11 protein-coding genes and 1 pseudogene are annotated in these 12,717 nt (G+C 38.7%); 1 reads left to right on the forward strand and 11 read right to left on the reverse strand.

The features are described 5' to 3' along the window. Positions 1–169: 169 nt before the first annotated feature. From K9N40_04565 to K9N40_04575, 3 genes are all read right to left on the reverse strand, one after another. Positions 170–1,132: a KpsF/GutQ family sugar-phosphate isomerase gene (locus tag K9N40_04565; GenBank protein ID MCF7813732.1), complete on the reverse strand. Its 963-nt coding sequence runs from the start codon at positions 1,130–1,132 to the stop codon at positions 170–172. 172 nt (positions 1,133–1,304) lie between these two features. Further along, positions 1,305–3,221, reverse strand: coding sequence for a threonine--tRNA ligase (gene thrS, locus K9N40_04570; protein ID MCF7813733.1), 1,917 nt, complete (start codon positions 3,219–3,221; stop codon positions 1,305–1,307). 293 nt (positions 3,222–3,514) lie between these two features. After that, complete coding sequence (locus tag K9N40_04575) at positions 3,515–4,807, reverse strand: ABC transporter substrate-binding protein (protein ID MCF7813734.1); 1,293 nt, start codon at positions 4,805–4,807, stop codon at positions 3,515–3,517. An 848-nt stretch (positions 4,808–5,655) separates the two neighbouring features. On the opposite strand from K9N40_04575, the gene K9N40_04580 reads away from it, so the two are divergent. Beyond that, positions 5,656–6,135, forward strand: a complete 480-nt coding sequence (locus tag K9N40_04580) for a flavin reductase family protein (protein ID MCF7813735.1) — start codon at positions 5,656–5,658, stop codon at positions 6,133–6,135. A gap of 98 nt (positions 6,136–6,233) precedes the next feature. Here the strand turns inward: K9N40_04580 and K9N40_04585 are convergent, their stop codons facing one another. The 8 genes and pseudogenes from K9N40_04585 to K9N40_04620 form a co-directional block, all read right to left on the reverse strand. After that, positions 6,234–6,746, reverse strand: a complete 513-nt coding sequence (locus K9N40_04585; protein ID MCF7813736.1) for a hypothetical protein — start codon at positions 6,744–6,746, stop codon at positions 6,234–6,236. Positions 6,747–6,827: 81 nt separating this feature from the next. Next, complete coding sequence (locus K9N40_04590) at positions 6,828–7,370, reverse strand: 2-oxoacid:acceptor oxidoreductase family protein (protein MCF7813737.1); 543 nt, start codon at positions 7,368–7,370, stop codon at positions 6,828–6,830. Beyond that, on the reverse strand, positions 7,370–8,122 hold the full coding sequence (locus K9N40_04595) for a 2-oxoglutarate oxidoreductase (protein ID MCF7813738.1): 753 nt from the start codon (positions 8,120–8,122) through the stop codon (positions 7,370–7,372). The genes K9N40_04590 and K9N40_04595 overlap by 1 nt, the downstream gene beginning before the upstream one ends. Positions 8,123–8,131: 9 nt before the next feature. Continuing rightward, positions 8,132–9,211, reverse strand: coding sequence for a 3-methyl-2-oxobutanoate dehydrogenase subunit VorB (locus tag K9N40_04600; protein MCF7813739.1), 1,080 nt, complete (start codon positions 9,209–9,211; stop codon positions 8,132–8,134). Positions 9,212–9,234: 23 nt separating this feature from the next. After that, positions 9,235–9,438, reverse strand: coding sequence for a ferredoxin family protein (locus K9N40_04605; GenBank protein ID MCF7813740.1), 204 nt, complete (start codon positions 9,436–9,438; stop codon positions 9,235–9,237). A gap of 565 nt (positions 9,439–10,003) precedes the next feature. Beyond that, the gene (locus tag K9N40_04610) at positions 10,004–11,212 is read right to left on the reverse strand and encodes a cofactor-independent phosphoglycerate mutase (GenBank protein ID MCF7813741.1); all 1,209 of its coding nucleotides are present in this window, start codon (positions 11,210–11,212) and stop codon (positions 10,004–10,006) included. Between the two features lie 135 nt (positions 11,213–11,347). Next, positions 11,348–11,737, reverse strand: a pseudogene (locus K9N40_04615) (C-GCAxxG-C-C family protein). Positions 11,738–11,806: 69 nt separating this feature from the next. Continuing rightward, positions 11,807–12,358, reverse strand: a complete 552-nt coding sequence (locus K9N40_04620; protein ID MCF7813742.1) for a hypothetical protein — start codon at positions 12,356–12,358, stop codon at positions 11,807–11,809. Positions 12,359–12,717 lie beyond the last annotated feature (359 nt).

A 12,717-nucleotide genomic window follows, 5' to 3' on the forward strand; every position in this document is an offset into this window, starting at 1 on the left:
GATATTTTATTTCTATGAAATCGGCTTTATCTTCTGGAGCAGCCATCTTCTCGGACAGCATTTTTACAACGTTTCATCAGCCTTTCATCACTGGAAAAAGATCTATTGTGATGATATTACCTTTAGTTAATATGTAGTTTTCTAATCTCCTGGAAATTTCAATTTTCATTTATCCCACCACACCGGCTTTGATCAAATCATGCATCTGCAATACTCCGACCGGTTTGTATTTTTCATCTACTACAGGAAGTAAAGTGATGTTATTATCTTCCATCAGATTCAAGGCATCAACTGCCAATGAATTTCCTGAGATCGTTTTGGGATCTTTTGTCATTGTTTCCGAAACAGTTTTATCCATGATGTTTTGCTGATTTTTGAGTAAAATTCTTTTCAGATCACCATCGGTAATAATTCCAACCAATTTATCATTATTATCGATAACGATAGTTCCTCCAATGTTGATATCCAACATTTTCTGTATTGCTGAATTCATTGTTTCATTTTCTTTTACAATTGGGATTTCTTTGTGCATCAATTCTTCCACTCGCAAAAGAAGCTTTTTCCCAATTGTTCCACCGGGATGAAATTGAGCAAAATCAGATTCCTGGAAATCTCGTTTTTTCAGCAGTGCTACTGCAATGGCATCACCAACTGCCAGAGCGACTGTTGTGCTGGCAGTGGGAACTAAACCAAATGGCTCGAATTCTTTGGCAACATGACAATCGATGATCAGATCGGCATTTTTTGCCAGTTTGGAATCCAGATTTCCTGTGAAAGCGATGATGGGAATTTTATTGAATTTGATGAATGGAATTATTGATATCAATTCTTCAGTATTACCGCTGTTGGAAATTGCTAATACAACATCTTCCGGCTGAAGAATTCCCAGATCGCCGTGAATACCTTCTGCAGCATGCAAAAAAATGGAAGTGGTGCCGGTACTGGAAAGCGTTGAAGCAATCTTGCGTCCAATAATGCCGGTCTTCCCCATTCCGGTTACAACAACTTTACCCTGGCAATTAAAGATCAATTCGATCGCTTTTTCGATATTTTCATCTATGCGATCAGCTACTTTTTGAATTGCTTCTGCTTCCAGGTTCAGTTCTTTTTTCACGAAATCGATAATATTCATATTTACTCCGAAAATCATTAACTTCCGAATGTACGAAGTCCTTCGGAATGTTTGATGATCAACAATCGGAAGAGCCCCGAATTTATCGGAGTGCATTCCGCTGTTTAAATGAAACCTTGCGAAGGTCGAACAAGTATGAAGGTTGAAAACCTTCGCAAGGTATTATTCACTTCTATTTCTTTTCGTCGTTTTCCTGTTTAATTTCTGCAGTGATCTCAGCCAGTTCTTTGCTGCCCAGATCACCTTTACCATGACATCTGACAGATACTTTACCGCTTTCCTGTTCTTTTGCTCCCACGATGAACATATAAGGAATCTTGCGCATTTCAGCAGCACGGATCTTGTAGCCGATCTTTTCATTCTGCAAATCGATTTCGCTACGAATTCCAGCAGCTTTCAGCTTGGAATTAACTTCCCTGGCATATTCTTCATAATGTTCGGAAATCGGAATCACTTCCACCTGAACAGGACATAACCAGAGCGGGAAATTACCGGCATGATATTCGATCAGAGTTCCGAAGAATCTTTCCATCGAACCCAGCAGAGCACGATGCACCATGAAGGGTCGATGCGGCTGATTATCTGCTCCAATATATTCCATGCCGAAACGTTCCGGTAAATTAAAATCGAATTGAATAGTGGAACATTGCCAGCTCCTGTTCAAAGCATCTTTGATCTTGATGTCTATTTTCGGACCGTAAAAAGCTCCGCCACCTTCATCAACTTTATAATCGATGTTCTCGGCTTTCAAAGCTTTTTCCAGAGCAGAAGTTGCTTTATCCCAATCTGCTTTTTCTCCCACTGCTTTTTCCGGCATGGTGGAAAGATAAATGTCCATATTTTCAAAACCGAAAGCTTTCAGAATATCGATCGAAAACTTCAAAACATTCATAATCTCATCATCCAGCTGCTCAGGAGTGCAGATGATGTGGGCATCATCCTGAGTGAAGCCGCGCACCCGCATTAAACCATGCAGAGCGCCTGATTTTTCGTAACGATAAACAGTTCCCATTTCTGCCATTTTTATGGGCAGATCGCGATAACTATGCTTCTCCGACTGATAAATAGCAATGTGGAAAGGACAATTCATCGGTTTTAGATAATATTCCTTTTCATCTACCACGATTGGGCTGTACATGCTTTCTTCATAAAACTGCAAATGACCACTGGTTTCCCACAATTCTTTCTTTCCGATATGTGGAGTATTTACTACATCATAACCATCTTCAAAGTGACGCTTTTTCCAATAATCTTCGATCACAGAACGCATCAAAGCTCCATTGGGATGCCACATTACAAGACCCGGTCCGATCTCGTCGGAAATGGAATATATATTAAGTTCCTTTCCAAGCTTGCGATGATCTCTCTTCTTGGCTTCTTCCAGCATTTCCAGGTATTGGTTCAGTTCTTTGTTGGAAGGAAAACTGATGCCGTAAATTCGCTGCAGCATCTTGTTTTTCTCATCACCTCGCCAATAAGCACCGGAAGTTTTCAAGAGCTTGACAGCTTTGATCATACCAGTATTTGGCAGATGCGGTCCTCGACAAAGATCGGTGAATTTTCCCTGAGTATAGAGCGAAATGATCTCACCTTCAGGAATTTCATTCAATATCTCAACTTTGTAGCTCTCACCCATATCAGCAAATTTCTTAATTCCTTCTTCACGGGTGATCTCTTCTCGTTTATATTCCAATTTCTGCTTAGAAAGCTCTTTCATTTTTGCTTCGATCTTGACCAGATCAGCATCGGTGAAAGGAACTTCTTTATCAAAATCGTAATAAAATCCCTGCTCGATTGCGGGACCGATAGTTACTTTTACATCCGGGAAAAGCTCTTGTACTGCTTGCGCCATCAGATGTGCAGTACTGTGCCAGTAAACTTCTCTGCCAATTTCACTATCAAATTTATAAAGTTCGATCGATGCATCTTCGCCAATTGGAGCATTCAAATCGATTAACTTATCATTAACTCTGGCTGCAACAACATTGCGAGCCAAACCCGGACTGATGCTCATTGCCACATCATACGGGCTAATATCTTTTGGAAAGTCCTTTATGGAACCATCCGGAAATTTAATTTTTATATTCATTTTTTCTCCTTTAATGTGTTTTTTGTTTTTTTTAGTAATTACACATCAAAGGTGTAATAAACGAATGTTCAACCTGCTGTTGAATCATTCCTGTACCTCCATCATTTTTAAATTCCGTATTTTTCCCCTTCGTAAGGGGAATTTAAGGGGGGTTTTTCTTTGTGTTCTAAATCAATTTTAAAAACTTAAAACCCCTCTTTCTCGATCCTTCGCTACAATCCTGAAAAATTCGTAATCACTCAGGATGACATCGAGCCATCTCCCCTTCCAAGGGGAGTTTATTCTAAATTACTCTATTCTTTAGATTTTGCAATCTTTTCTTTGATCATCTTGGCAGCGTTATCCAAAGCTTTTTGTGGTTTAAGAGTTCCCCTCAGCACTTTTTCAATAACCTGCTCTTCCAGATATTTACGCGTTTCAAACCACTCACTGATCTGAGGTTCAAAAGTAGCATGTTCCAATTGTTCATAAACAGATGCAATTTCAGGATTGCTCTCCAATCGTTTTTTTATAGCTTCTTCCTGGAAGGCACTTTTGCGCACCGGCATATAATATGTAAGTTCGCTCCAGCGAGCTGTTTGAGCAGCTTCGGTAAACCATTTTACAAATTCCCAAGCAGCCCATTCCACCTTATCATTTTCCGAATCAAAGATCACCACATTTGTACCACTGATGATATTTCTTTTGGTTTCTTTAATAGGAATCGCAGAAATTCCCAGATTAAAATCGATTCCTGTCCGCAGCATATAAGCCATCGAAACGCTGGAATCCTCATAAAAAGCTATCTTACGTGCTGTAAAATCTTTTTGTCCTTCATATCCCGGTGAAAGATAAGCAGATTTATTCACATTAAGAAGTGTGTTCAGATATTCCAGAGCTTCTACGCCTTCTTTACTATTGAAAAGCGGTTTGGTATTGTCTTCGTTCATGATCTCACCACCGGCTTGAAGCAGCAGATTTTCAAATTGCCAGGCACTTATCTTCAATGTTGTGCCGTATTGGTCGATCTTACCATCACCATCCAGGTCTTGAGTCAAGAGATCTGAATAATGTAAAAATTCTTCCCAGGTTTTAGGAGGAATATTGGGATCGAGGTCATTCTGGAAAAGGATATCTTTGTTGTAATATTGAACCCGCACGCTTTTATTGAAGGGAAAAGACACCAGTTTTCCGTTCATTGTATTGCTTTTGATGAATACCGGGTAAATATCTGCTAATTCTTCTTTTCCAAAATTGGGATCTTTAGCAATGAAATCTTCTATCGGAATGATAACTTCACCATCGATGAAATTGGAGATCCAGGCTTCATAAGCTTGTGCCACATGCGGCTGGTTTCCGGTTTGAATGGAAGCCATCAACTTTTGAGATAGTGCAGTGTAATTTCCCATGTTGATGGAAGTTACATGAATATCTGGATGAGTATCATTAAACTTTTTTATCAATTCAGCTAAAGCATCACCCAAAGGACCACCCATTGCCTGCCAGAAGATCACTTCGGTTACATCATTTTCAGTTTTCTGCTTTTGTCCGCAACCTGCAAGCAGCAGCATTGCAATCGCAAATATTAATATAGCTTTTTTCATCATAGCTCCTTTATCTAATATATTTTAATACACATCAATATTTTATCGGCAAATTATTATGAGCTTTTTGAGAGTCAATGATATTTTACTCATCCTGCTGTCCTTCTCATCTCATCACATTCGAAAAGAAGGAACATGAGATGCCGTGGAAATAAAACAAAAAATATAATATGGATTGCATCAATCATTTGCTGGAATGCGGCAAAGTCACAATCGAACCCCCTCGATGCCCTTTGAGAATCTGGCTCGGCAGCACCTTGAAAACGGCTTCTTTGAAGCTTTCATTCAAGTGAACCTTTTTAACGATTGAGCATAATAGGAAAATCATTTCTATTTTGACCGTCTAAAATCTTATCCAATAAAGCCCACGAATTTATTCGTGGGAATCTTGAGACGAGAAATATATCGGACAACGATTTCAACCGTTTGCAAAAAATAAAAACCAATAAAGAAAATTCTTAAATTTGACTATCTCCGGAGGTATTTCGCCAAATCTATTTCAGCAAGCTGAAAATCGAATTTTCATTATTTACCCCTCTCCGGCAAATGCCGGATATTCCCTCAAACAGGGGAGAAAATTTGGAAAACCCCGATGCAAAGCAGCGAGGAATTCTTTCGATTGAAATGGTTACTATAAAAGGCTTTGCTTGTTTTTTTTAAGAATAACCCAGTGAAATTGAATTGATTTCACAGGTTAAAAATTCAGGGGCTTGAAAAAAATGAAATTATAGTGTTTTTTTGTTGATTACTGAAAAATGGATATTTTCCGGGAAATACATGAAACATATAGAAATTGACAGCATAATTACGATCAACATATTTGATTGAATAAAGAAACAAAGAGGTTAAACATGAAACGAACAGATTTTTCAGAAGCAAATTCCAAAACCAAACATCCGGCAAAAGTAGTGGTTGCGATCGTGAAAGATAAAGATGGTAAATTTAATCCGATAACTTTGGAATGGTATATGAAAACATCCATCAAACCGCCTATGTTTGCCATTTCCATCGGACACACACGTTATTCACACGAATGTCTGCAGCAGAATCGTTTTTTCAATCTCTGCTTTCCTTCCAACCAGATGATAGAAGCTGTAAAGTTGTGGGGATCAAAATCCGGCAGAGATCTTGATAAACTGGAAGTTGGCGGCCACGAATGGTTTGCAGGCAGACTGGATAAATACCCGATTATAAAAGATGCTAAAGCTACATTTGAATGCAAAGTTGTAACGCAGGTAAAAAGCGGAGACCACACAATTTTTGTGGGAGAGGTGAAACTCAGCTGGCTGGATGAAGAGAAAGAAGTGATAACTGTGAAGGATTTGATGTAACTCAGGCACTCCTGCCTGAGCTTATCTTTTTTTTGCACGTTCAGGAGTGAACGTGATACTAACTAAAACATTGGGCACGTTCAGGAGTGAACGTGATACTAACTAAAACATTCCTTCAAAACAAGTCTCAATTTCGGTAAGATGTAAAGGTCAGATGTTTCCAGATATTCCACGAAAGCTGCATGTAAATCTGTATCCGAAATTTGCAGCTGAACAAAATATTTGAAGTGTTTCTTCCCTTTTAATCGTAGTTCTATAGATTCGGATAAACCTACAGATATTGCCGGCGACTTGATATTTGTGTAGTAATTATTAAAATTGAGAAAGATCCTATCGAGTTTCTTCTGGATCTGCTCATCACCAGGTTCGATGCAGTTTTTTGCAACGAAATCGTTCATATATTTTGTGATTATATCTGGATAGTTATAATAAGCATCGTTTTGGGCAGCTAAACGGGCAATATGCTCTTTATCGTTAACACCGATTCCATAACTGCAAACATAGCCGGGTTCTTCCTTTTCCCACCAGACGGGAAGATATTCTCTGTTTTGTGAATTGAAGTAGCAGGAAATTAAAATTTGAGATATTAGAACTGGAATTATTTTTTTCATAAATTTTATAAAGTTTCCGAAATTTAAAGAGAGACTTTCCTAAATAAAAAATGGGCGATCTTACGACCGCCCATTTTAATATTAATTTTCCTTTCCGATTTCCATGCCACGTTTAATGGCTTGTAAATTTCCTTCCAATAATTTTGGATTTTTTTCTTTCAGGTAATTAGTAAGATCTTCTTCAATCGTTTCGTATGCTACCAGATTCTTCTTTCCGATAACAACACCAATTGCAACCATGTTCAAAACTTTAGCACTTCCGATTTCGTTAGCAATTGTATTCATGGGAGCGTAAACCACATCGATATCATCACGATCGAGTTTGTGAGGACACATATCGGTATTGGCTATCATCAATCCACCTTTCTTAATAAGCGGACCAAATTTATCTACGGATGGCTGATTGAGAGCGATAAGAATATCGGGATGAGTTACCAATGGAGAAGCGATCGGTTTGTCGGAAATCACAGTAGAAACGTTAGCGGTTCCACCTCGCATTTCCGGTCCGTAGGATGGCAGCCAGGAAACTTTTTTGCCTTCCTGCATACCAGCTTTTGCCAGAAATTTTCCAATTGTAAGGGAGCCCTGTCCACCAAATCCTGAGCAGATAAGTTCAACTTTCATTATTTACCTCCCTCTTCGCCTTTATCTCGGAATTTCTTCACTACAAAATATTCATACATATTTTCCTTAGCCCATTTCTGTGCATCAGATGGAGCCATTCCCCAGTTTGTAGGGCAGGTAGAAACAAATTCCACAAAAGTAAATCCTTTTCCTTCCTTATTGTATTTCATTGCTTTTAAAACTGCTTTTTTTGCTTTCAATATATCTTGCGGTGAAAGAAGAGATACACGTTCGATATAATAGGGTGCTTGCAGTGAATCTAAAAGTTCGCATGCTTTGATTGGATAACCGATGTCTTTTTCATCTCTTCCGTAAGGTGAAGTTGATGTTTTCATTCCCGGAAGTGTAGTTGGAGCCATCTGTCCACCTGTCATTCCATAAATTGCATTATTAACGAAGAAAACAGTTATATTTTCTCCACGATTTGCTGCGTGAACGATTTCCGCAGTTCCGATTGCAGCCAGATCACCATCTCCCTGATATGTAAACACATGCATATCAGGACGTGCTCTTTTCATGCCTGTAGCAACTGCTGGAGCTCTTCCATGAGCAGCTTCAGCCATATCGCAATTAAAGAATTTATAGGCAAATACGGAACAACCAACAGGAGCAACTCCCATCATGTTATTGCGCATATCAAGTTCATCCATCGCTTCAGCAATAAGGCGATGAGAAATACCGTGAGTACAACCCGGACAATATGTGAAGTTCAGGTCTGTTAATGAATTTGGTCTTTGAGCTATTACTTTCATGATTCCTCCCTATATTGCCTTGATTTTATCTTTTATTTCGTCCGGTGTGAACAGAATTCCGCCAACTTTTCCCAGGAATTCTACCTGAACTTTACCACACACAGCCAGTTTCACATCTTCCACCATCTGACCAAGATTCAATTCTGTAACCAGAACCTTTTTGATGTTCGGTGTAATTAATTTGGCAATTTCATCATAAGGATACGGCCAAACTGTGATGGGACGGAAAAGACCAACTTTAATGCCTTCTGCATTCAGTTCATCAACTGCACTTTTTGCGATTCTGGCAGCTGTTCCGAAGGCAACAATGAGATATTCAATATCGTCATTTACCATGTATTCTTCATAACGAACTTCGTTTGCCTCTATTTTGTCATATTTCTTTCCAAGTTTGATAACATGCTGTTCCAATACAACAGGATCGATTTCCAGAGAATTAATTTCATGATGATGATGATTTGGTTCATCTTCGTTTGGATGCATGCACCAATCGTAATGTTGTTTGTTAAGTTCTTCCAGTTCTTCTTTAGTTTTCTGAGGTTTAAAATCTACCGGTTCCATCATCTGACCCAGAAGTCCATCGGAAAGCAGCATCACAGGATTGCGATATTTATCTGCCAGTTCAAAAGCCAGATCGGCCATATCAGCAAATTCCTGCACTGTGCTGGGAGCTAATACGATAAGTTTATAATCACCATGTCCGCCACCTTTTGTAGCCTGGAAATAATCTCCCTGAGCAGGTTGAATATCACCAAGACCGGGACCGCCCCTCTGCACATTTACGATTACAGCTGGAAGATTTGCTCCTGCAAGATAAGAAATACCTTCCATCTTCAATGAAATGCCGGGAGAAGATGAAGATGTCATAACGCGTTTTCCACAACCTGCAGCACCATAAACCATATTTATGGCAGCCAGTTCACTTTCGGCCTGCACAAATGTGCCACCCGCTTTGGGCATCATGCGGCTCATGTATTCGATAAGCTCGCTTTGTGGGGTGATGGGATAAGCAAAGTAGAGCCGACAGCCTGCTCTGAGTGCAGCTTCAGCAACTGCTTCGTTACCTTTCATCAATACCTTTTCACCCATAAATTCCTCCAATATATTTTTAATTATTTTTCGATTTTTATCGCTACATCAGGACAGGTAGTGTAGCAAAGTTTACAGGCAATACATGCATCCTGATCGAAGCATTCCGCATAATGATAGCCCTTTTGATTGATTTTCTCAGAAAATCTGATGATCTTCTTGGGACAGGCAGCAATGCACAATCCACAGCCTTTACAGTAATTGGGATCAACAGTCATTCTCGCCATAATTGACTCCTTTATTTTTTTATAATAATTTATAAGATAAATTTTGGGATAAAGCCCAGATGTCAACTGATATTATTTTGAGTGAGATTCAATGAATATTTTTGCTTGTTATTATCTATTATCAAATTTTTTCATTACGTAAGAAATGGTACAATCCTTCCTCGAATAGCATCGTATTCTCCTTTATTTAAAATATCTGAATTCATCGCAGGATAAGGTATGACATAATTGATTATGCCTTATCCTTCGACAAGCTCAGGATGACAAGTTTGTGGACTGGGTTTAACAATACTTGATGCTTTAGGTTCTTAAGTCAATTATTGTGTTACTTCAGTGACCTCGAGCCCGAAATGAATAGCCCCGTGCTTCAGCGCGGGGATTCAAGAATGATCAAAAGAAAAGGGCTTTGCCCTATTCTGAAGGATCTTACAGAGGTTGTTCTTACAGCTTCGTGCCACTTCGCCGGTACAGGTATGAAGAATCTCTTTTCCACAACGAGAAGAAAAAAAATCCACAAGATCCTTCCACTGAAAAGCTAAAAGAGTCGTCAGGATGAAGCTAAAAACTAGATTTTTCCCAATAATATCCTGATGAATTCATCTTCCTTTATTGTTCCAAATCCACCATTTTTACAAGATTCTTCGTTGTATTCAGTCACATCATCAGGTTTTATTTCTGGATTGTAAATTACGAACGGAATCGCATCATGAGTGTGGGTGCGAACTTCACAAGGTGTAGCATGATCGGGTAGAAGTGCAAGTGATACTGGTTCGTTCATTTTTTCTGTTTCTTCCAAAACGTATTTCACAACTCGTTTATCCAGAAATTCCAGAGCCAGAATTTTTAGATCCACATCACCAGCGTGACCTGCTTCATCAGTAGCTTCCACGTGCAGATAAACCAGATCGTGATCTTTCAGTGCTCTCACAGCAGCTTCGGCTTTTCCTTCATAATTTGTATCTGTAAGCCCGGTAGCACCTTCCACTTCGATCACATCCATTCCAGCAAAAACTCCCAGACCTTTTATAATATCCACGGCAGAAATTACAGCTCCCGAAACATTGTATTTATCTTTTAGAGTTTTCATTTCGGGTTTGTAGCCGGAAGACCAGAACCAAACTGAATTCGCCGGATCTTTGCCTTCCGTAATTCTTTGTTTATTTATGGGATGATCTTTTAGAATTTCCTGTGATCTTAAAATTAGATCGTTAAGCAGTTTTGCTGTTTTTTCACCTTCGTTGCTAATAGCTTCGATCATTACATCTTTGAAGGCAGTTCCCGGAACATCATGCGGTGGAGTGAACTTCAGATCATTGTTTCCACCTTTAACTACAAGCAGATGCCTGAAACTGATTCCGGGATAAAACCTGATCTTATCAGTGGCCAGCTTTTCATTTAAGAAATCGATAAGAACGTGAGATTCCTCTGTGGAAATATGTCCTGCAGAATGATTTTTGATCTTGCCATCTTCAATGCACAGCAAGTTGCAGCGCATCGCCAGATCGCCTTCTTCGATGTTAACTCCCATACTGGCACCTTCCAGTACACCGCGTCCTTCATAAACTTTGTGCACATTATAACCCAGAACTGCCAGATTTGCAACTTCGCTGCCGGGCGGCATATCAAGCGGAACAGTTTGAAACATTCCGGTCTTTCCTATTCTTGCCAATTTATCCATGTTTTCTACTTGCGCTGCCATCAGCGGAGTTTTTCCATTCAGTTTTGCGATGGGATGATCTGCCATTCCGTCACCCAAAATAATGATATATTTCATATTTCACCTCATTTGTTTTTTTATCGTGAACAATTTCCAACAATTTGATGTGAGATGCAATAAAAAAATATTATATCATTGATCTTGGTCAATTTTTCAGTTAAATCTAATTATGGATTATAAAATTTATACTTCTTAAGCTTCCTTCAATAATTCTACTACCAATCGATAAGCCAATCCAACCGCTGGAAAGCAAACGTTTTGGGCAGTATTATTTTTCATAGATTGCTCCAAGCCTTCTTGTGTACTTAGATCCAAACCAGTTAACTCCCGACAAGAAATAGTATTCTTCTCAGCTTCAAAACGACGACGAAACTCTTGAATTACTCCTAAAGTTTGAAATGCTTCTTCCATTGTAGAACCACGTTCTTTTTTGTAGCTAATAGCCATAACTCCACCAGCTACAGCACCACAAACATCACCTGTGTTGCCTATTCCACCTGCAAAGCCAAAAGCAATTTTTGGGATGATTTCATTATCGATCTTCAAATCAAATTCCTGGCAAACTGCCAGAAGTACCGCTTCTGTTCAAACGTAACCTTGTTTCATTAATTGTTCAGCTTTTGTTATCTGCATAGTTACTGCTCCTTGATATTATTCTTTTATCTTAGTTTTTTTCATACTATCTTTACGAAAAATTCCTGCTACTTTAATGAATATGTACCGAACAACGAAAGAAATAACTGCTACAAACAAGGCAAAGATCAAAGGAAGAACTCCACCAATAATAGGAGTCATCCCTACTACAAAACCAATAACATATTCTATTTTGTATACTGGAAACAACAATCCAGAAATCAATAGTCCTATAAATACAATATTTGTTAGATTCTCGGCTCCAAATATAAATGATGCAGCTAAAATCGCACCATAGATTAAGGAACACAGAAAGGCAAAAAGTAAGTTAAGTGGTATTCCAGCCCAACGTGTTGTATTTGGATAAGAGCGAATTCTGTAGCCAAAAACCATACCAAGGATAGGCAAGGTAATCAGTTCAAACCAATTGGATATTGCTGGAAGTTCAGGATTATTGATGAGATGGTGGCTTCTAACACCTCCAGTAAAGTGCTCTAAGGCTAAATGCGCTGCAGCGAATGCGAATGCCATAATTGGAATTAGGATAGGGAAACTATATGATTTTTTCATTTTTCAATATCTCCTTTACTTTTTATATTTTTCAGGCAATTGTTATGCCAAATACGATTGAAAGGATTTAAATGACTGAAAACATAAAAGTTAGATAGTATTGGTAAAAAATACATGGCAGCAGGAATATGCTATATTTGATAATTTATTATCGGGTTGAGTTATTAAAATGATAAAGTTAGTCAAACTCAATTTAAATCCATCAAAAATTCATTTTAAAAATAAAGAAAATTCTTAAATTTGACTATCACCGTGGCAGAGCCAAGGTGTATTTCGCTAAATTTATTTCAGCAAGCTGAAAATCGAATTTTCATTATTTACCCCTCTGCCTTCGGCATCTCCCCTCAAACAGGGGAGAA

It is taken from the genome of Candidatus Cloacimonadota bacterium (assembly GCA_021734245.1).
In the GTDB taxonomy this organism is placed as follows: domain Bacteria; phylum Cloacimonadota; class Cloacimonadia; order Cloacimonadales; family TCS61; genus B137-G9.

Bases quoted from the DNA above. Each gene is read 5' to 3' on its own strand.
- K9N40_04575 (MCF7813734.1), bottom strand. From the start codon at position 4,807: ATGATGAAAAAAGCTATATTAATATTTGCGATTGCAATGCTGCTGCTT.
- K9N40_04610 (MCF7813741.1), bottom strand. From the start codon at position 11,212: ATGAAATATATCATTATTTTGGGTGACGGAATGGCAGATCATCCCATC.
- K9N40_04605 (MCF7813740.1), bottom strand. From the start codon at position 9,438: ATGGCGAGAATGACTGTTGATCCCAATTACTGTAAAGGCTGTGGATTG.
- thrS (MCF7813733.1), bottom strand. From the start codon at position 3,221: ATGAATATAAAAATTAAATTTCCGGATGGTTCCATAAAGGACTTTCCA.
- K9N40_04580 (MCF7813735.1), top strand. From the start codon at position 5,656: ATGAAACGAACAGATTTTTCAGAAGCAAATTCCAAAACCAAACATCCG.
- K9N40_04585 (MCF7813736.1), bottom strand. From the start codon at position 6,746: ATGAAAAAAATAATTCCAGTTCTAATATCTCAAATTTTAATTTCCTGC.
- K9N40_04600 (MCF7813739.1), bottom strand. From the start codon at position 9,211: ATGGGTGAAAAGGTATTGATGAAAGGTAACGAAGCAGTTGCTGAAGCT.
- K9N40_04590 (MCF7813737.1), bottom strand. From the start codon at position 7,370: ATGAAAGTTGAACTTATCTGCTCAGGATTTGGTGGACAGGGCTCCCTT.
- K9N40_04565 (MCF7813732.1), bottom strand. From the start codon at position 1,132: ATGAATATTATCGATTTCGTGAAAAAAGAACTGAACCTGGAAGCAGAA.
- K9N40_04620 (MCF7813742.1), bottom strand. From the start codon at position 12,358: ATGAAAAAATCATATAGTTTCCCTATCCTAATTCCAATTATGGCATTC.
- K9N40_04595 (MCF7813738.1), bottom strand. From the start codon at position 8,122: ATGAAAGTAATAGCTCAAAGACCAAATTCATTAACAGACCTGAACTTC.